Annotated in this window: 10 protein-coding genes; 2 read left to right on the top strand and 8 right to left on the bottom strand. The window is 41.1% G+C overall.

The window, feature by feature from the left end; genetic code table 11:
• Positions 1-262: 262 nt before the first annotated feature.
• Positions 263-1,315 (top strand): hypothetical protein, encoded by a 1,053-nt coding sequence (locus NBH14_RS00005; protein WP_250816999.1) that lies wholly within the window; start codon positions 263-265, stop codon positions 1,313-1,315.
• A 442-nt stretch (positions 1,316-1,757) separates the two neighbouring features.
• Here NBH14_RS00005 and NBH14_RS00010 read toward each other — a convergent pair whose 3' ends face one another.
• From NBH14_RS00010 to NBH14_RS00040, 7 genes are all read right to left on the bottom strand, one after another.
• A complete protein-coding gene (locus NBH14_RS00010) occupies positions 1,758-2,648 on the bottom strand; it encodes a YitT family protein (RefSeq protein ID WP_250817002.1) in 891 nt (296 codons plus the stop codon).
• Positions 2,649-2,821: 173 nt separating this feature from the next.
• Positions 2,822-3,964 carry a glycoside hydrolase family 43 protein gene (locus tag NBH14_RS00015; RefSeq protein WP_186957825.1) on the bottom strand — a complete coding sequence of 381 codons (1,143 nt, stop codon included), beginning with the start codon at positions 3,962-3,964 and terminating at the stop codon, positions 2,822-2,824.
• 4 nt (positions 3,965-3,968) lie between these two features.
• Positions 3,969-4,853 carry a TIM barrel protein gene (locus NBH14_RS00020; RefSeq protein ID WP_009860359.1) on the bottom strand — a complete coding sequence of 295 codons (885 nt, stop codon included), beginning with the start codon at positions 4,851-4,853 and terminating at the stop codon, positions 3,969-3,971.
• Positions 4,854-5,052: 199 nt separating this feature from the next.
• On the bottom strand, positions 5,053-6,777 hold the full coding sequence (locus tag NBH14_RS00025) for a RagB/SusD family nutrient uptake outer membrane protein (RefSeq protein ID WP_186957826.1): 1,725 nt from the start codon (positions 6,775-6,777) through the stop codon (positions 5,053-5,055).
• A gap of 25 nt (positions 6,778-6,802) precedes the next feature.
• A complete protein-coding gene (locus NBH14_RS00030) occupies positions 6,803-9,844 on the bottom strand; it encodes a SusC/RagA family TonB-linked outer membrane protein (protein ID WP_128134053.1) in 3,042 nt (1,013 codons plus the stop codon).
• Between the two features lie 147 nt (positions 9,845-9,991).
• Complete coding sequence (locus NBH14_RS00035; protein WP_128134054.1) at positions 9,992-13,069, bottom strand: glycoside hydrolase family 2 protein; 3,078 nt, start codon at positions 13,067-13,069, stop codon at positions 9,992-9,994.
• 92 nt (positions 13,070-13,161) lie between these two features.
• Positions 13,162-17,124 (bottom strand): hybrid sensor histidine kinase/response regulator transcription factor, encoded by a 3,963-nt coding sequence (locus tag NBH14_RS00040; protein WP_186957827.1) that lies wholly within the window; start codon positions 17,122-17,124, stop codon positions 13,162-13,164.
• A 175-nt stretch (positions 17,125-17,299) separates the two neighbouring features.
• Here NBH14_RS00040 and NBH14_RS00045 point away from each other — a divergent pair, with 175 nt between their 5' ends.
• Positions 17,300-19,393, top strand: coding sequence for a right-handed parallel beta-helix repeat-containing protein (locus NBH14_RS00045; RefSeq protein WP_128134056.1), 2,094 nt, complete (start codon positions 17,300-17,302; stop codon positions 19,391-19,393).
• A gap of 259 nt (positions 19,394-19,652) precedes the next feature.
• Here the strand turns inward: NBH14_RS00045 and NBH14_RS00050 are convergent, their stop codons facing one another.
• The gene (locus NBH14_RS00050) at positions 19,653-22,769 is read right to left on the bottom strand and encodes a glycosyl hydrolase (protein ID WP_186957828.1); all 3,117 of its coding nucleotides are present in this window, start codon (positions 22,767-22,769) and stop codon (positions 19,653-19,655) included.
• Between the last annotated feature and the right edge of the window lie 41 nt (positions 22,770-22,810).

Genomic DNA, 22,810 nt, shown 5'->3' on the forward strand with positions numbered 1-22,810 from the left:
AGTTCTAACAGAACTAAGGTAAATCTCGTATGTGGAGAAGCGAGAAACTATCAGAATACCGAAGCCAAGGCTGAACAGAGGTGTAAAACTATAGCTCAAAGAAAAAGCCATAATTAATCGACCTATATTGAGTGGGTTATTTCAGCTTTTTGTAATTTTGCACATGGATTGAGGAAACTCTATCCAAAGCAAATCAATGAATTTCACAATCCGCATTATGAAAGAGGAACAAATGACAGATAGAAATAGCTGGAATTTTCATTTGACAAAGTCAATTGCCAACCTGTCCGATGTTACTTTGGAAATTCATACGGAGTTCTGGCTCAGCACGCTCCAAAGATGGTTTTGCGGCTATCAGACCTCCAAAGAATATAAAGCGACAATTTGGGGGAAGAAGGTAGATATGTATATCGCCATCGCCCCTTTTGATACACCGACCGAAACATTTCCTGTCATCGAAGAAAAAAGGGCAAAGAGCAAGAATGTGCGACTCCCGCCGGAACAACAGGTCTATGTCAACGGACTTCAAAAGAAAATAAAACTCCTCAAGAAACGCCTGCCGCCCAAGGTGGACGAAGTGTTGGAGCAACGTTGTCTGAATGACATGAACGCCGACAGAATCAAAACGATCATTCGAGAGTGTGACACGATATGGGGTGACAAAGAGTTATCTGTCGAAGAAAAGATTAACAGCCTCGTTCCATATAAAATCGAAATATACGAGCTCGTGAGCATTCTCCAACTACCAGACGAGTTGATACGTGCAGACACGAACATTTCCATCCTGATGGCCACAATTCTATTCTATACGCAAAGCATAGAGAAAAATGCGAAGAAATGCAAAATAAAAATACCAAAGCAAGTATGTCAATTGGTGAAATTAGTCTATGGCATTATTACGCGCATGAATGAAGCCCAGAATAAGCTAAACGGCATTGAACGAGATATGACTAAGGAAGAATTTAAAGCCTATGACGCCTATCTTGATATAAAGATTGGAGCAAAGTCTGCCTTTCGCTCGTTTGAAAAACGATTGAAGTTATACGAGCGACTTTGGGAAATGCCCTCGGTTTCTACCAATACCAAAATTGAATGTTTGAATGAGGCTATCAAACTCGTTAAGAAGCAATACGGTAAAAACTTAGAGCCTTGCTGTCCGCACGAATCCCTTGTCAGGAAACATCTGCGAGCCATTAGCGGCTATCTGAACGAATTGGAACTCTTCTTCCAAGACACGGACAATACGTTTGCCGGACATTTCCTATATGCCGCCATCGAAGATAGCAAAGTAAAAGAAATCACATTGATGGGATAGACACAAGGCATCAAGAGCAAATACTGTCAGAAATCTTTTCAATACGGTGAGGAGCTATTTGCTTGTTTGCCGATATATCAAGAATATAATGATCTTCTCCTTCCAATTCAATATCTATCCACAGTTCGATAACTGAATTTCCTAACAGTAAAGCCCATAATCCCTTTTATTTAAGATATTGAGTCAAGGTATCGCATTGTTCCATATATTCTTGCAGCGTATCTGCCATTTGCGGCATTTCAGGACAGGACATGCTGCCTTACTAATCTGTTTACGAAAGTTATCAACAATATAATCGATAGCTATCAGTAATATTGTCGACAGCTATAGATAATATTACCGATAACCATCGACAACCAGTTAGTAAAGCAGAAAATTATATACAGGACGGCATCTGAATAGAAGCCGGACCCTTATAAATCTATATAGCTATTATATCGAATTATTTTACTTTAATATGGTCGAATCCTTCGCCATACACACCGATGACGGCACTCTGAGAGACAAATGCTTCCGGGTCTATATCTTTAATCAAGCGGAAAATAGTTGTTGACTCACGCTTCTTGGCCAATACGAACATCATCTTCACTCCCAATCCGGTATACATTCCGGTCCCGTCTATCACCGTCACACCGCGGTGGAGATCTTTATTGATACGGCGTCCTATTTCTTCATGTTTCTTGGAAATAATAAAGAACTGTACGGACTGGCGGGCACTGTTTACCACTTGATCAAGCACAAAACTGGATATATAAAGCGTAGCAAAACCATAAACGACCTTTTCCCAATCATGCAGTACAAAATAGCTGGAAGATATGATAATCATATCCGTCATCAGAATGACGCGTCCTAAAGTGATATCCCTGTATTTATTTATAATAGCAGCGATGATATCCGTTCCTCCCGAACTGCCGTTGGCCGAAAAAGCGATACCAATACCGCTTCCGCAGAAAGAGGCACCGATTACACAAGCCATAAACGGTTGATCTTGCAACAAATGCAGATTAGATGTAGCACCCTGAATAATGGGAAGGATAGTGGTCATCACTATTACAGCAAAAATAGTTTTCACACTGAACTTCCATCCCAAAACAATAAGAGAAGCGATCAGCAACCCGCCGTTAATTGCAAAGTATGTATACTGCACATTTATTCCGGTCGCCCAATACACGATAGAGGCGATACCAGGTACCCCTCCGGTAGTAATGTCATTGGGCAAAAGGAAAACGGTCCACCCAATAGCATAGAAAAACATGCCAAGAGCGATCATTAAATAATCGTGCATCTCTCTCAGCATTAACTGCCTTGAGGTAATTGATAATGTTGGTTTCATTTTAAATGTTTATTATATATCCATATTATAAAGATCACCTATCTGCCAAAAAAATTGCAGCCCCGCAAAAACGAAGCTGCAAAATTAATGAAGATTAAATCAATTTAGCGGTATGATTTCGATGAATTTACAAAAACATATTGTTAAATTTCAAATACAACAGGACAACGACATCAATAACTCCATTTATCCTGCCATTCGATGATCGGCTGATCTCCTTCAAAACGGATCGGAAGCCAGATGTAGCGCCCGTCGATTGCATTCTCGGGCGTCCAGCGGTCACCCATATAGATGAACTGTCCGGACTTACCGGGAGCCGGCAATACATAGGTACTCTGGGAATGGAAAGAAAGGTCGGAGCCTTCACCGACAAACGGATTCTCTAATTCTTCCCAAGGCCCCCAGATAGAAGGTGCGACAGCCGAACGACCGGCATTCGGGGCCCACCCCGTACAACCGGACATGATCAGATAATATTTTCCGTCACGTTTGAACATCGCCGGTGCTTCCATGAAACGTCCGGGGAAAAAGCGGGCATATGTAGCGGAGTAATTGGTATAATCGTCTGTCAACAGGGAGATATGCAATGTGCTGTTCTCTTCTGAAGAATAAATATGATAAGCCTTGCCGTCGTCATCAACAAAAAGGTTCATATCACGGGCCATCTGTCCGCCTTCCATATCACGACCCAGCAGATTCAGACTGTCCGGATGAGCCGGCAGACTTCCGCCAGTGAATTTGCTCCTATCAGACTCAGGAACTCTCTGTTTATGAATATCTTGTACATTTGTCGGCCAGGAACCTGCATTCGGACGCACGGCACGAAGGAATTTATAAGGGCCTGCCACCTTATCGCTTACGGCAATACCACTGAGTGCACCGGAATACCCTGCTCCTTTAGGCTCCAGGTGGAACCACATCACATAGTTGTTATTCTTTTTATTATAAATTACTTTAGGGCGTTCCAGGATACATCCTTTCGCTATGCTATGTGTAGAATCGTCGGTCACAACCGATAAAGCAACGCCTTCGTCTTTCCAGTTATATAAATCTTTAGAAGAGTAACAGTGAACTCCCACCAGCGCGTTATTTCCGGCAGTCCCTTCCGTTTTATGCTCGCCGAACCAATAATAAGTATCGCCGTCATGCAGGATTCCTCCGCCATGCGCATTGATATGCACGCCATTATTGTCCGGCCATAGTTCGCCCGGGGTAAATGCACCGCCAGCCTGTTCCGAGCCGGATTTTCCTTTACATCCTGCGAAAGCGACAGCAAACAACAGGAAGCAGAGTTGTATAATTCTTGTCTTCTTCATATAGCTAGACATCACAAATACGAATACATTTCTCCAGGGAAGCGATCTTATCCTGCTGGCGGGGAACGAATTCCTGCCCCACAAATCCTTTATACCCGGTTTCTACCAACGCTTTCATAATTGCCGGGTAATATAATTCCTGGGTTTCGTCAATTTCCGCCCGTCCGGGATTACCGCCTGTATGGATATGAGAGAAGTATTCATGATACTTTCGGATATTTTCGATGATATTTCCTTCCATGATCTGCATGTGGTAAATATCGTACAAAAGTTTAAAGTTTGGCGACCCGACACGGCGACATAATTCTACCCCCCAAACGGTATGGTCGCATTGATAATCTTTATGGCCTACACTGTTCAACAGCTCCATCGTCAGGACCACATTATGTTTTTCCGCCAGCGGCATCAGACGTTTCAATCCTTTCTCACAGTTTTCCCATCCCTGAAGGTCAGTCAGTCCATTCCGCTTTCCGGAGAAGCAGATCAAATTCGTCAATCCGGCTGCTGCCACCTGGGGAATTACCGCTTCATAACTGGCAACCAGTTCGTCGTGCAGTTTAGGATCGTTAAATCCACGGTCAATACCCAGACCGGCTCCCTGGCACATAGCGACAGTCAGTCCGTGCTTTTGTACAACCGGCCAGTCCTTCGGGTCGAGCAATTCGATCGATTCGATTCCTATATTTTTACATATTCCGCAAAATTCTTCCAACGGATAGTCACCGAAACACCATTTACTGACGGAATGGCGTACATTCCCTTTCAGCGGTTCTTTCGTTTCTGCTTTTTTCTTTTTAGCGGGATTTGCTGCTTCCAGACCTGATACGGCAAGCGCTGCCCCGCCTACTAATGCGGTCTTAATGGCTGTTCTTCTTGAGATGTTTTCCATGTTATTCAGAATTGATAATTAATTAGATGGTACAAATATAAAGAAAGACTGGATCATAATAAAATAAAAATGATTAAGGCGAATGAGGAAGTTAAGCCACAAGGAGTTAAAAGATTCATTTTTGGGAAAAAGAAACCAAAAACCCCTCTAATATCAGAAACACAATTTATTTCCATATTAGAGGGGTAAAAAACAGGAATTAATAACCTTCATTTTGTCTCAATTCAGCTTCCAAATTAGAATCAATTGCCGATTGAGGAATTGGTAATAAATTATTATACTCCTGAATAGATGCCGCAGAAACATTTCTTCCATATTTTTTGGTACGTTGATACACCATATTCATTCGAGAAAGTGTCATAAAACGTTGCTCTTCGCCGAGAAGTTCTCGTGCACGCTCATCCAAAATATAATCAATATCCAACTGATTTTCATTGATCAAAGAAGCTTTAGCTCGTTCACGAACAGTATTGACATCCTTTACTGCTCCCCCCTTATTCCCTGCCTTCAGATAGGCTTCAGCACGTAAAAGATAGGTATCGGCAACTCTGAAAATATACCAATCAGGCACGAAACCATTATCCGGTTTACCGTCTATATGCTTATCTGTCCCGAATTTAAAGAAACGTGGAAAATAAGAAGTCATGGTATCCGATGCGGATGTCCACCATTCTTTTTTAATTTCATCACCAGGTTTTAACCGAACTTCTATCTCTGTTCCGTCAGTGAGAACCACTGGAGTCACATAAGTCGTATCATAATCTTTTACCTCTACCCCTCCTTTTAAAACATATGGAGCGTAAAACTTTCTGGCAATATTGACCTCCGAATTACGGATGTCACCACCACAATTATCCCAAATGTCATAAATCATATAAGTAGTCGGGCGAACGAACGCTACACCACGCCCGGTATTGTCACGTGCAACACCATCATAACCAAATTTAGCTTTTTGCCAGAAGTTTGGCCAGAAATGACGTTCGAACAGGGGACGATCCCATTTATTAGTACCACCGGGAGTATTATAAGCAAACTGGATAGCCCACAAACATTCTCTATTACCTGCTTCCAAATAATTCTGATTGCCCATACGGAACAAATCCCAATAAACGTTCTTTCCGGCTTCACCTTTACGTTGTCCAAAACGCTCCTTCATCAAGCCATAATCACCGTCTTTCCCATCTATCACCCGAGACGCAGCTTCGATCGCTTTATCATAACTTTTCGTCCCTCCATTGTCTGAATAAGCCAAATACAATTCAGCCAACAAATGATCTGCCGTAGCACGGACCACACGACCATCTTGTGTTAATTTCACCGGTAGATAAGTTGCCGCAAATTCGGCATCCTGAATGGCAAATTCATATACTTCTGTACGTGTTACGCGTACAAAATCCAACCGGGGTTCTGTAACAGGTTTATCTACGATAGGAACTCCTCCAAAAATATTAGCCAGACAACGATATGCAAACGCACGAAAGAAACGAATCTCAGCTTGGATTTCTTCTTTTTCTCCTTTAACATTCCATACAACGTTCGGATTTTCTGTTTGGAATAATAATTCATTACAATTCTTAATAATACTATAACCCGAGTGCCACCATGCACTTGCTATGCTATTGGAAGAATTCACCTTCTTCCAATCATTAAATTCAGGTTGTGAAACCTCTGTATCCGGAGTTGGAGCAGTAAAAACATCCAGGCCAATTCCCATCAAAACCCAGTCATTTCGACTGTCATTATTATTATAAAGTGCACGCACTTGAGAATACATCTGATTGACGCCCGTTCTAAATTGATTAATATTCAGGAACGCATTATCCACCGTCAGAAAATCTTCTGGTTTCTCTCGCAAAAAACTATCATCATTGCATGCTCCCAAAAAGGAACATAATAAACTAAGCATATAAATTATTTTTTTCATAACTTCCTGATTTTTTTATTTATAATTAAAATGAGACATTTAAGCCAATGTTATATGTTTTAAAGCTGGGGCTGCCTTCTCCTATCCTCTGTCCGGCTTCCGGATCTAGCCCGTCCCATCCAGTAAATGTCAATAAATTCTTTCCACTGACAAATATTCTGGCATTAGTGAAAAACTTTGTTTTGTCCAAAAGTTTTTTATCAAACACATAGCTTAATGTAATATCCTGTAAACGGAGAAATGCTCTGGATTGATAAAAACCATATCCGTAAGAGTCGGAATAATTCGGACGAGGCACATCATTGACCGGAGTTTTCGGGGTCCAATATACCTTATTACTCAACCAATTCGCGTTCGGCATTTTTGCAGGATTCATCCCCTTTGAATTTTCGCTCAATAAATAATTATTCTTTCCTCCACCTGCAAGCCAATCCAAGCTAAAAGATAACATGAAATTCTTATATGTAAGAGTATTACGTATATTCATAGTAAAATTAGGCTTAGAATAACCAATAATAGTCTTATCTTCCGGATCAATTTTACCATTACCATTCCTGTCAACAATTTTGATATCACCGGGTGCCATATTATATGTTTCCATATATTCCTTATCGCTTTCCTGTACGATGCCATCTGATTCATAACCATATATCGCACCTAAAGATTTACCAATGAACCAGCTGTTGCTTAAATCATCGTCTTCTTTGCCGTCTCCGTCATTATCCAACCCATATAAAGAGTTAATTTTATTTCGGTTTAGCCAAAAAGAAAGATCTGTTGTCCACCCAAAGTTCTTCGTCTCGATATTACTAGAATGCAAACTTATTTCAACACCCCAGTTAGCGACTTCTCCCATATTGTCCATAATACTAGTATAACCGGAAGTTATCGGAAGACGGCGTTCTATCAATAAATCATTTGTCTTGGAATTATAATATTCGAAATTACCTGATAAACGATCATTAAATACACCAAAATCCAATCCTAGATTAAAGGCCTTTGTACGCTCCCATCCCAATTTTTTATTTGCTAAAGAACTTTGATATAAACTTTTCAGATAGTCATTGCCGAAAATATAAGCACCGGAACCCACTTTAGGAAAGGTACTGTAACTGGATATAGACGGATTTCCATTTTCACCATAAGAAAAACGCAATTTCATATAACTCAACCAATCAAGCTGCTTAATGAATGATTCCTCAGACAGTGTCCAGGCAACGGCGGCAGAAGTGAAATTACCATATTTCTCTCCTTCTGCAAAAGCAGAATGTCCATCTCTTCTAAAACTTGCTGAAACATGATAGCGGTTACGCCATACATAATTAGCACGTAACATATAAGCTAATGAGGATGCATAAGATTTCCATGTATCAATGCCTCTTTTTTCCGCATTACCCATTTCCAAAGAATTATATCCCAAGACTGTAGTTCCAGCCTGTTCAAAATCTTGACCGGTAGCTTTTACGCCGGAACTGTGTGAACGCTGGCGTTCGGACATAAAAGTAAGGTCTATTTTATGTTCTCCAAATGTTTTGTTATAATTTAATATTTGGTTTATCAACCAGCTATGGCTATCAGAATCTTTAGCATAACCGTTGGCATTTTTCAAAAATTGCGAAGGATTCATCAATTCGCTTTCTCTCAGGGTATTTACATAATGTTCTTCATGAGTAAAACGTGCTTCCTGGTGTTGTCCTAAATTGTAGGCCCCATTGATACGCCAACTTAATCCTTCTACCCAAGGCAAACGGATATCCAGAAAACCTTTTAGACTGGCATTGTAATATACATCTTTGTCATCAATAGCAAATGCTTCCCACAGAGGATTTCCCCATGTAGTATTACCGCCGGGAAAACGTTCCTGCCAGTTTTCATAACCTTCATATTGAGAGTTCATAAATCCCCACGGCCCTATATAAGTTGCACTATACATACTGGGGGCCATACCGGAATAATCTCTCCGGTTTCCCGATACATTGATTCCGGCTTTAATCCAAGTTGTCAAATCAGCCTCCAATTTAGCGAGAACAGAAGCTCTCGAAAAATCATCGCCAATCATTAAGCCTTCTTGTTTCAAATAATTCCCGGATACATAATAATTAAATCTTTCATTCGCACCGGATATACTCAACTGATAACTTTGAGTGGGAGCACTTTGCGTTGTTTCGTCATACCAGTTAATTTCAGAACCTGCCATATAAGCATCATACTCTTTTGGTTTCAATAGACTTTGTAGTTCCAGATCAGAACCGGTCATTCCACCAGCAATAGCTTTATCTATTACGAACTGATTGTATTCATCTCCATTCATCAAATCGGGTTTACGAGTCCATGATTGTATCCCGTAATTCATACTGAAATTCAACTGTGGTTTTTCTGTTTTTCCACGTTTTGTAGTAACAATAATAACACCATTTGCTGCACGGGAACCATAAACGGCTGTCGAACTGGCATCTTTTAAAACATCCACACTTGCAATATCCTGTGGATTCAATTGTGCAAAATCTCCACCAATAATGCCATCAACAACTAACAAAGGCGATGTTCCCGCTTTAATAGAATTTTGACCACGGATCGAAAAACTCGGAGTAGCCCCCGCCGAACTGCCCATACCAATATTCACACCGGGCAGAGAACCTTTCAGCGATTCAAGCACATTATTATTGGGCATCATCATTACAGGTGAATCTTCCAATTTGATCGAAGCAACAGCACCTGTCAAGTCCTTTTTTGTAGAAGTACCATAACCTATCGCAACAACTTCCTGTAAAGCCAAGCTACTTTCCGACATCGTTATATCCATAACCGACTTTGCTATTTTTTCATCAATAGTCTCCATCCCTATATAAGAGAAGCGGAGCATATCGCCAGATTGTGCCGTTATCGAATAAAAACCATTCGCATCGGTTATAGTTCCGTCCTTACTGCGCAGGTTTACAATATTAACACCGGGTAGCGTGATACCTGCTTTATCAGACACTACACCTGTTACTCTCTGAATGTTTTGGGCAATACCGTCACCAAGTGTGCATAATAGTATCCCCAAGATTAATAAAACTCTGTTCATAGTATTAAATTTGAATTTTAAATTACCGGAAGCAAATATATCTGATCGACCGACAGGTCTGTTAGAACAAATGACTTTCCCATTAAAACAAAATGGTACGATTTATGACATAAATTCATAAATAGCTGTATATGATTGCATTGTTCATTATTTCCTCTCAAGAATCCGCTCTATAAGCCGTGTGAGGACAGGAGTTGTATCCAACTTTCCACTTAATTCTAAAGAACAAATAATCCAATTTCCTTTTCCCTCTCTTTTTTCACCGATAACCGCTTGGTCGCAATATGTTAATACCGGAGTAATTCCTTTTGCATTGAATAAACGAAAATGATGTCGTTCTGGAGCCAGTTGCACGGAAGAATAGGTATACTTCAAATCTGTCGAACTACAGCCTGCCAACCAACGATGGTTTGCATTACGGAAGACTATCCAACTTTTACTGTCAACCGAATCGACGGATGCTCCTACAAGAAGTTCACTTAAAACCGGAACAGCCTCTTTCAAAATTAACACATGCCCTCCTGCTTTTACCGCAGTTTTTATTTCTTCTTTCCTTGAGTGAACCGATAAACTATCAGCAACAATAATAACATCTTGCGGACCGATCGGTCCTTGTTTAACAACATTTCTGATACCGAAAGCATGAACGATAGCCTCTGTATTCTTACTTTCTCCGATTTGGTATATACGAATCCGTCTTTTAGCCTCAACGGCTGGTTCAACGGTACATAAAACGTCTTCATCATGAAAGATTTTTCCTTGTTTATCGAACAACCCCACACGCAAAGCCAAAGAAGACCGATGTTTCACTTCCGGCATTACAACCGGAATAAAACCTTGAAAAGTACTACCTTTGCTTATAGAAGGAATTTCAGCCGGGACACATCCGCTGTTAATCACTTTTCCATTCAATTCAAGTGTATATTTCAAAACCAGATCAGGATTTGTCGGCGTATCATTACAAACCCAAACTTGAAAAAGATGTTCCTCTCCACTGAAGAAAGTACTCCGCTCAGACTCCACTTGTACAGACAAAGGTGTCAAAGCATCCCGGTAAGCAAACCAGGCTGGTTTAGGAGTACGCTCGCAATCCATAATAGCCTTCATCCAACCATTTGGCCAGGCATCAATAAAAAGATGTATGGCAAACGAGTTCATACGAGGCATACGCCTGAAAGCACGAGCGACCTTTTGTATCCCCCAGGCTTGATGCTGCTGACTTTCTCTCACCCAATCATCCATGGTCTTCTGTGTCTCAAACCAATTCCAATGCATCTGAAATGTCTGTTCACCCGAATATTTTCCACGCATATAAACAGGACTCCATGAGCCGTCGGAACCGTTTTTTAACCATTCTGCCGGATATCTCCTTTTCATTAAACCGACCGGATCAAGTCCTTCCGCACCAAACTCTCCGCACCCGTACATCCAGTTTTTACTCACCGGCATCCAGGCACCACGGCACATATCCGGCAATTCTATACCATGCCCATCATACCAGATATTATAACAATGATTATCCGGATAACCATTACTGGGAGCCTGATAATCTCCGTCAATATATTTTACGGCCCGGTCCGGATTTTCATTATGGACAACGATATCCAATGCATCGAACAAACGCTCATAAGCGTACCTGCTGACTGCATGAGCTTTCATTTCCGCCATTGGCTCATTCAGATAACTCATCAGAATCACAGAAGGATGATTACGCAATACCCGTTCGATATTCCCGGCCTGCTTTAATATTTCGGTATATTGTTTCTGGTTTATATAAGCAAATAAAGGCAAATCCGCCTGCATCATCATGCCTAAACGGTCGGCATATTCATACACTTCTTTTTGCACGATGCGCTGAGTGGTACGAATAAAATTCATGTTCGTTAATTTAGCCAGCAGTAAGTCATCTGTCAATTGTTTCCAGTCACGCCTCATAACGTTTTGTTGTAAAAAACCCATAGTATTCGTTCCCCGAAGTCGTATCTCTTTTCCATTCAGATACATTCTTCCTTTTGGCGAACTATCTTCCGCAATAACAAAATGACGCATCCCGAACTGCTGTTTCCTGTTATCGAGTAACTTTTTTTCTTTATTATATAATGCAACCCTCATCTGATACAGCCAGGGGGTATCAGGTTCCCATAAACGCAATAAGTCTTCCGGAATAGACACCAAGGTACGGTTTAGTACCCGACCTCCTTCTACTCGTATTTTTTTTATCTCTTTTTCAACTACCCGACTTTCAAAATTTTGGCCGTATAAACTATATTCTAACAAAAAATCATCCGCCTTTTCTCCATGGTCCAAATCGACTTCCACCCATAGTTCTACTGCAGATTGTTCCGGCAAAGGGCGACAAAACACATCTGCTATATAAGGTTCACTCCGTGCTTCAATATAAAGTTCCTGATATATTCCGGAACCTGCCGGACAGCAAGTCCATCCGGAAAAAGGATCATCCCAGCCGGGACTGTTACTGGCTGCCAATTTATTCCCCCAGTAACGCGGAGTTCCTTCCCCTCCTAACATGGAATAATCATTTCTGATCTTCACCATAAGTATATTTTTACCCGGGCGGGCATATTTTTTAATATTAAATTCAAAATCATCCAACATTCCTTCATGGAAACCCACATGATGTCCATTGATATACGCATCCGTATAATAATCTGCTCCGTTAAAATGAAGCATGAGGACCGGCTTCGAAAAAAAATCGGCAGGGATATCTATTTCTGATCTGTACCAGGCTGTAGAAACACCCTGAGGACCATGATAATAAGGAACTGCTATATCATTCCATTCTCCTTCTCCTTGCAACAACCGGTTAAAATCCCCACAATCTTCCGGGAGTTCATAACGAAACTGCATACTGTCTATCGGAAGTTTCAATCGTTCTTCGCAGAAATCAGGAGTCAGGTCCTGCAAAAACGATAAATACCGGTTTCTTAATTTTTCCAAGGCATCATTCATCTCTTCTGCAGTTGTTATTTTCTTGCAGGAAGTAAAATGAAATGATTTGTTTCCGGCCCAGGGCAATAATTTGTCTACCGGTAAATCTACCGGAGCAATAGTATCCATCGGTCTTCCGACAATAGTCTGCTGTCCCCGTTCGGCAATAGCGGCATAAAAATCTTTATCCACCAGGTTATCCTGAGCTTCCGTCGCAACACTGGCACAAAAAAGAACTGCCGATACGACTCCACAGTAAATACTTTTGTTTAACATACTAATAGATTTAATTTCTATCCCAAAAGTAATACTGCTGAACCAAACCGACTGCTACAAATCAAAAAGCGGATAACACAAATTCCGGTTATTCATAACACAGAATCATCTTTATCCTCCATTTGGGCGACATACTCCGAAGGCAGCACTCCGAATTCCTTCTTAAAGCATTTGGTAAAATAAGAAGGGTTATTAAACCCTACGCTATAAAGAACTTCCGTCACCATATATTTTTTGCTCCTTAACATAGCCGCCGCACAATTTAACCGATAAGTACGTATATAGTGATTTGCAGAAAGCCCAGTAAGCGTTTTCAATTTCCTGTATAACTGATCATGCCGCATATGTAACTCTTCTCCAAGTTCACGAACAGACAAATCCGGTTTATCTTTATGTTTATCTATCGCAGCATTAACCTCTTTCAAAAAACGATCTTCCAACGATTCAGCACCTCCTTCCTTTTCATCATGCAACACTGAAACGGGAATCGCTATCTGATATTTATATTTTAAAAGTTTCCTGCTGCGTAACAGATTCGCCACTTTCGTTAATAACAACTGACTGTTAAAAGGCTTCTCTTCAAATAAATCGACTCCGGCATCCCAACATTCCAGACGGGTTTCGACAGAATTTTTTGCAGAAAGAATAATAAAAGGTACGTGAGATGTCAACATATCTCCTTTTATATTCCGGCATAAAACAAGCCCGTCCACCTTCGACATCATCAAATCCGATAAAATAATATCCGGCAATTCCATTCTGACAATCTCCATAGCTTGTTTTCCATCTGAGGCTTCCATGACCTGATAGAAAGGAGAAAAAAGTTGCCGCAAATAATCTCTCATCTCTTTATTATCATCTACGATCAATACACGCGCAATATTCTCCTTTTCCTGCAAAGTCCCGTTTTCACCATTTTCTTGTAGGTCGGTACTATTCTCCATCTCATTAACAACCACAGGCAAGGAAAGACGGAAAGTGGTACCATTCCCAGGTTCACTGATTACCGAAATATCTCCCTCCAGTAAATTCACATAATGTTTTACCAGAAACAATCCGATTCCTGTTCCCCGGTTATCCGGTGCAATACGATAATACCGATCAAATATATGTGGCAAAGCAACTGCCTGTATTCCTACTCCCGTATCAGCCACAATTAATTCCAGTTTACCATTATCAATTGAATAACTGACAGCTACCTCTCCTCCTTCAGGTGTGTATTTAATAGCATTTGAAATCAGATTTTCCAAAATAGACTCTAACTTATTCCTGTCAGTATGTATCGCAGAAGTCACTTTATTTTCAATCAGAGAATGAATGTTAAAAAAGAGTCCTTGCCGTTCTGCATATTCCTTAAACGGAGTAATAATCTCATAAAGAAGTTGATGTGCAGAATAGACCTCAACAGACAATGCCGTGTCTTCTCCTTCCGTATTCCGGTAGTTCAATATTTTATTGATCTTTTTCAGTAACAGATCACCATTCATATACATGGATTGCAGCCTGGAACGAAATGTTTCAGGCATTTCCGGATGTTTTAACAAATCGTTCAACGGAGTAAGCAATAATGTTAAAGGGGTCTTCAAATCATGAGATATATTGGTAAAAAAACGAATCTTCTGTAGATAAACTTCTTCCTCCTTTTGTCGTTCTATATCCTCCAACCTTCTGATATAACGCTTCTTATATCTCTTCCGGAAGTTAAATATGAGATAAGTCACTACTGATAAGACCAATACACAATAAACAACTCTGGCATAAATTGTATTCCACCAGAATTCTTTTTTAATGATAACCAACTCTTTTTCTCCCGAAAAATTATCAGGATCATTCAGCCGGACATGAAATGTATATTTCCCGGAAGGCAAATTTCCATAAACAGCAGAAGAATTATTTAAACCGGTCTTGTTCCAATAATTTTCCAATCCTTCCATACGATAAAATAAAACATTCTCTCCGTAAACATAGGGAGAAAAGGCAGAAAGCAAAAAACCGATATTAGCATTACCGGGAGGCAATATCAAGGTATCAACATAATTAATCGCCTTGTTTATCCATACCTTTCCTTCCGGATCATCAGGAACGACAGCCTGTCCGTTCATTTGTAGAGAGCGGATCAATGCTTTTCCTTTTCCTTGACTTTCTTTTACTTTAGCCGGGTCAAAAGAAAAAAGTCCTTCGGATGTTCCGATTAATAAGCCATCCCTATTATTGGAATATATCCCATAATGGATAAACTCCGTCAAATACCGACTGACATAAAGTTTCAACGGATTGAAAAACAGAAGCCCTTCATGAGAACAAATCCAAAAATTACCATCCGTACCTTCCACTATATCTGATAGGAAATAACCATCAAGTTGGCTGATACGCTTGACCTTACGCTCCGAATCTCCCTTTTCCAAATAAGCCAGTCCATTCGTCATGCAAATCCAGACACGTTTATCATCCTGAAATAAAGCAGTCGCTTGTACGGGTTCTTCACCGATAAAAGGGAAATGTTCCATATCTGTAATAAATCCAGACCGATCCAGATCAAAATGAAACAAACCGGCATTAAACGTAGCCATCCAATACCCTTTATCCTCTTTATCCTTTTGGATGCAACGAACATTCAGTTGCAACAGGGAATCACCGGGAAACTCCAGAGGACGAACCTGCTTTCTATCTTCATTATATAACCAGACACCATTTGCACTAGTGCCTATAAATAATTCACGTTCGTTAAAACGGGAAATGGAGTATATACGTTCATGTTCAATATCAGATGGAAAAGCAGGCATATATTTCCCCGTTTCCATATCATACAACCGCAGACCTTCTCCCCATGTGCCGACATACAAAAAAGGAGTTACTGAATCTGCATATAAGGTCCATACGGAACGAAAAGATAGATCGATCGTTTGGAATCTCATCTCCTGCATATCATAATGACAAAGGCCGCTACCATGCGTTCCCAGAAAAAAACCGGACCGGTATTTATCTTTACAAACAGTCCATACCACATTGGAAAATAAGCTGGGTACATTTTCCTTATTTTTAGATTGGCTGAAGAGAGGAGAAGCAAACATAAAGCGGGCAACTCCTCCCAACCATGTGCCGACCCATAAATTGCCGGAATGATCTGTTTTCAGTGAAATAATATAATTCAGATTTATTCCGGAAACAGGTAATTTCGATTGTTCTGTCCGGCTATAAGACAACGTATTGGAATCGACCTCGAAAAGTCCATTTCCCTCCGTCCCGATATAAACTTCGTCGCCACAAATCTCCATAGAACGGACAAGACCTATTTCTTCAGCGAACAACGAGCCGTCCACCCAGCGCTTTCCTTTTTTCCGGAAAACCACAATGCCGGAATTTGTTCCGACCCAAAGTTCTTTCCCATTTCTCAAAAGAAGAGAATGGGAGGATTCAGCCCCGAATGGCATTGCAGCTTTTTCAACAATAACAGTATCCTGCGTGCGATGTATAATTGCTAACTGATTCGATTGAGTTGCGACCAATAATATACCATCGATCTCCGCCAACGCATTTATAGAGGGGAAAGAGTAAGTGACCCGATGAAATACGATTCCATCAGAATCTGCCAGTAATGTCCTGTAATCTTCCACATACCACAAAGCACCGTCATCCCCTCCGAACCAAATCTCCCCTTTTCCTGTTTTCAACATAGTATTAACACTTTGTATCTGGGCATTACAACCTTTGACAGAGCGAATACTACTCTTATACTTATCGAAAAGGAACAGTCCCTTATCGCGCGAGCCTATTAATAAATGATAATTATCCAATTCGACAATAACGGTAAGATTATTAGAAAACCCCGGAGTATTCTGCGCATTATAATTGGTAAAAATATTCCCATCGAAAATAGACAAACCTCTATTCGTACAGAAATAAAGATATCCCTCGGCATCCTGTCCGATAAAATCGATCGTATTCGAAGCCAATCCATCCTGTTGATTATAGATCAGCTGCCGGAAATCTCCGTTAAAAGCAAATCCGTGAAGACAGCCCGACAATAAGAACAAACAACAAATTACAAATTTCATATGTATCCTCTGTAACATAATGATATCCCCTTCTATCTTTTTTGATATTGATGCAAAAATAATATAAATACAACAGGAAATACGAACAAGACAAATATGTACTATTGTTTGACCGAGAATTTGCTATTCATTTCCGGTAAAGAAAACTACTTTTGTACAAAAACGAGAAAGAGTTATGTATCTTAAAAATTATCCGGTTATAAGCTGTTTATTGATCTTGCTCCTGTCTTGCCGACAGGAAGCGATCTTATATGTAGACCAGTCAATAGAAACAACACCCAATGCCAACGGTAGCATCGAATCTCCTTTCCGGGACGTTGAATCAGCCTTAAACGCAGTTCACAAAATACGCGGAAAAGACGGAACGCAACAAATCAAAATAATTTTCCGCAAAGGCACATATTATTTCGATAAAGGATTTCTTATCGACCAATCCTTATCGAACCTGATAATTACAGCCTACCCGGAAGAGAGTGTTATTTTTTCGGGAGGGAAACCGATACCGGTAAATCTCATCCGGCAATCCCGGATCGGAGACAATGAAGTACAAGTTATCGATTTAAAAAAAGCAGGTATCCACGATTACGGTAAAATTAAAAATACCGGCTTTTCCCGACCATTCTCCAACTCGTGGGGAGAATTTTTTATAAACAATAAACCCATGCACCTCTCCCGATGGCCTAACAAAGGGATGATCCGAATGGGTAAAATCATTGATGAAGGCTCCGTGCCCCGTAATAATGATTTCAAAAACCGTGGTGCAATTATGGAGTATGACTCCCTGCGGGTATCTTCCTGGGAGTTCACCGACGATATGTGGATTAGTGGTTATTTCAAATATGGGTATGCTGACGATGCGTTGAGAATTGCCAGCCTGAATAAAGAAAAAAAGACAATCACCACCGCCGGACCTACTTTATACGGATTCTATTCCGGCTATGCCTGGAACAAATGGTTTGCCTTTAATATAAAAGAAGAGACAGATGAACCCGGCGAGTATTTTCTGGAACGAACTACCGGTAAACTCTATTTTATCTCACCGGACTCTGAAATCGGTTCATTACATTTAAGTATTCTGGAGGAGCCATTCTTTGATATCTGGCAAGCCGAAAATATACAGATAAAGAATATTACTTTCGAATATTCACGGGGCACAATCCTTTCGCTTAGCGAAACAGAGAATGTTTGCATCAGCGGCTGTACCTTCAGGAACTCAGGAGATTTAGGTGTAATTATCGGAAACGGAATCAGTCCTTTCAAAGAGTACCTGCATGAAGGTAATGGAAAACCAGTACGCGGCACAGCCGGAAGCCTGCAACAACATCTTTACGCCAATCAGACTTTTAACCGGCAGGGTGGACATAACAACCAGATCGATCATTGCATTTTTTATAATCTGGGAGCCGGAGGAGTTTCTATGGGAGGAGGTGACAGAAAAACATTGCAAGCCGGAAACAACATTGTTAGCAACTGTCTTTTCCATGCAAATAACCGCATTGCAAAATCTTACCGTCCTGCAGTGCATATAACAGGAGTCGGAAATCGAATCGTACATTGTGAAATGTATGATTCACCAAGTATGGCAATCCTGATGCACGGAAATAACCATCTGATTGAAAATAATTACATTCACGATGTTTGTCTGGAAGTAGAAGACCAAGGCGCTTTTTATTATGGCCGCAATCCTTCCGAATGCGGAACAATAATACGAAACAACCTGTTTGCCGATATTCCCGACACATATAGCACCTGTGCTATCTACCACGATGACGGAGCCGGTGGATTAACCGTGGAGAATAATATTTTCTATCGGGCCGGCAAATACGCAGTTCTAATGGGAGGTGGATCCGATAATACTTATAAGAACAATCTTTTCATCAACGGACAAATCGGAATTCATGCCGACAACAGATTACAGAACTGGGGAAAATCATTAATTGCCCAAGACGGCCTGTTTGAAAAGAGGTTGAAAGAAATTAATTATAAGGAGGAGCCTTATTCTTCCACTTATCCGTATCTGAAAGATTACATTCCGAATGACAGTTTACCGAAGCGAAATAGAATTACCGGCAATCGGTTCATAGGCATAGGGAAGACATCCGATAATCCCCAACTGCTTATCTGGGAAAACAATACGGTTAAAAAGGATACTTTCAAATTAGACTCCTATTATTCAATGGAGATGCTTTTAAAAGAGTTATCGGATAAGAATTACCGGACAACCGATTGTTCCGTATCAATAGGCATGCTCCAATCTGAACCATTGTAAGATCAAATATCGACCAAATAAACAAATGCAGGGAAGATGTGTTACCACTCTTCCCCGCATTCTTTTTTACTCCTTATTTGTTCCAACAGCGACCTTTACCATAATGCACTTAGACCGTATTACCAGATACAGGATGTCCGCTTTTATCTCGGCAGCGATACGAGGTCGTCATTAGCATCACATGAGAAGAGTAAGCCTCCTCAAAAGGCCTCACAATTAATGACTTTCTGAAAGGTCTCCGCAAATTAAGAAAAGCCCATTAATATACCAAATCAAAATCCGTCATCAAACCATAATCCAACATCTGATACTCATCACCTGGAATAGGTTTTTCTATACCTTTCCAATGCCACGGAGAAGCCAGGCCCGGAGCCGGATCGCGATAGTGCGGGCCTAACAGGTTCTTATGGCTACCGATCACCCGGACATCTACTTTATTCTTACCCTCCTTCAGATAAGGTGTTATATCCAGACGATACGGATCATAAGCGATTATTCCGGCTTTCTGATCATTTACATACACTTCAGCCAAAGTACCTTTCCAGTCATTCAACTGAACGGCATACGGGGTTGAAAGAGACTTCACCTCATATTCTTTGGAATAGCTTACTCCCCAGGAATAGAATGGTTGTTTCTGTGCCTTCCAGCTACCTAACGTAAGATTCTCAACCGGAGCACTGATGCTCCATCCTGTTTGTTCAGGAACAACAGCAAAATCACCCACTATATAAACCGGCTCTATCTCTGCAAAAATACTCATCGGACTCACACTCAGTTCTACGGTATTTATACCTGTTTTCACCTGACTGCCTATCGAATAGACACCAAAGGAGCGGTCCAGCCACCATTCTCCCGGTATCGGTTTCACCTGTTCGCCGTTGATCTTAACAGTAAACAATTCGGGACGTTCCGATACCAGTTTCATGTTTGAATAATCGAACTTGTCATTTACTTTAAAACGGTAAGTTGTTGTGAAACCTCCGGTTTTAAACGTATCCCGGTCTAAAATATTCCGTTTATACTGTACCGAAGTATTCCAGGGATTACCATTCGCAAAACCATATTCGCGGAAAGCGATATCGGCAGCCTGTGCAAAATAGACATTCTTTGTAGTTTTCCCGTTTACACTCACATCACAGAAATCGACATTCAGCGCATTGTCCTTCAAGCGGGTAACCTGAACCGGACTAACAGCCTGAACCGGAGTAGAGCCGGCAACAGCCGGTGTTTCCGGATAAGATTTCAATGAACCTTTCGAACTATATAACAATAAACTTCCGGCCGGTTCCAGATGGAACTTCATGGTCAGTTTGCCATCCGCCTTTGTCGATGGGTACGTATAAATATTCCCACTCATGGCATCCATTTGCACAGCCGATTTTCCGTTAACGGTAACCGTACCGTCCACTGCCTCATCCATGGAAGAATTAACCAGGAACAATAATTCCCCGTCGGTAAACTGACGACGCTGGTGGAATAAATTACCACCACTAAATGAGAACTTGCAATCTGCATCAGTAAATGTGTTTTGGATAACCTCGTTCGTCAACCGGGGAACAGACGTTACAGACTGACCGCCAAGCAAAGTCTTCCAGGCAGCATTCTCTGCTCCGTCAACCAACGTCGGAGAAGAAAAAGTTATCACACGGCCACCTTGTTGCACAAAATTCTGTAATAAATCAAATGTCGGCTTATTCAATGTCTCCATCATCGGAGGCAATACAACGGTCGTATAAGCGACCTTACCTACAACGAACTTGCCATCGGTAACAGCCCCATGGTCTTTTATGATATTCTCAGAACCAAGGTCATATTCTACCTGGCCTTTTTCCAGAGTCGTGATAAAATCCTGGAAAGCCTGGCCTACTTCCATCAGTTTCGGACTGCTCTTCGTATGTGAATAATAACTCCACAAAGTGGCATTCGGCTCTATAATCAATATATCATTTTGCTGGGCCCCTTTACTCATCAACAGTGACAGGCGGGCAAAATAATCATTCTGCGACTTATAATCGGCCCACCAGGGTGAATGATAAGTAAATACCGGCGGATAGTCGTATTTACGGGCACCGGTCAGTGTCATATGTGCCAGATGCTGGTTCATAAAGTTCACACCCAGGACATATTCCCAATCACCAAGCCGTTTGAAATCCTTGAAAGTTTCATCCCAGCCTCCGCCACCATATGTTTCACTCAATGTACGGGAATATCCCATCTGGTTAGCCACACTACGCAGCTCTTTTACCGAACGGACATTACCAAACTGTGCGACAGGGCTTTTCTCATCAAACTGGTTGAACAGCATATCAATCGCCGGCATCTGATGCCAGGCATACATAGCCATATTATCCGGTCCGTCATTCATGTAAGGCCAACCATGTTCCCAATAATGGCCGGTCCATTCCAGATTGTTTTCCTCACAATACTGGTGGAAAGGCTTTGACCAACGGTCAATAAACAACTGCAACAAAGTCTCCATATAGTTATGGCGTACCTTCTTCCAATCACCTGTTTCTTCCTCCAGCAACGGTAATAACGGTTTCAGGTCATATCCCCACTTCTGCTGAAAGACTTCAAATAAATCCGGCGTCCAACGTAGTCCCCCCGGACTGCTGATGTTCGGTTCATCAGAAAAGATACCTTTGATGGATGAGCCGAAATCTTCTTTGAACTTTTTCTCATATCCATTTTTCATCGTTACTTCCAGGAACTTTTCCGTTACTCCCGGAACCAACAGGTCTACATATGAATAACCTCCGTACCAGTCAGATTTACCCATATAAGTTTTCTTATACAGATAATATTCGCCTTTAGTTCCTTTATATTTAGCTATTTCCGTCGTAATATCCTTCCAGGTATCACCCTCCTTTCTCAAACACATATAATAAGGCTTCGTATCTTCCGGAAGCAAGTCGACCTTCGTCAATGCCAACCCTTGTCCCTGATTACAGGACTCGGGCATTTCAGCCGGGACATGACCACCTGCAAATCCGCTCGGATACGAATTTTCATCATATATCCAGACATTTATACCCAGTTCCTTTCCGAATTCGACAGCATGTTTATACAAAGAGAACCATTCATCTCCCAGATATTCTGTAATCATACCTGGACGAGGATGTATAAAGAGTCCTCCGAAGCCGGCGTCTTTCAATTCACGCATCGTACGTTCTACCTCCGCTTCGGTAACTTTACTATTCCACACAGCAAGCGGGGCACTTCTGAAATCAGCAGACGGGTCTTTAAATTCCTTTTCTATAGTTGCAAAAGAATCCTTAGTCTGCACATTGTTTCTCTGACAACCGGTCAGACTGAATGACAAGGCACTTCCCGCAATCGCACAGGACAAGTATTTAATTACATTTCGTGTTTTCATATATTAATTGACAATTTAGTTTATAAAAATGATATTTATCG

It is taken from the genome of Parabacteroides caecihominis, from assembly GCF_023656785.1.
Classification (GTDB): domain Bacteria; phylum Bacteroidota; class Bacteroidia; order Bacteroidales; family Tannerellaceae; genus Parabacteroides; species Parabacteroides segnis.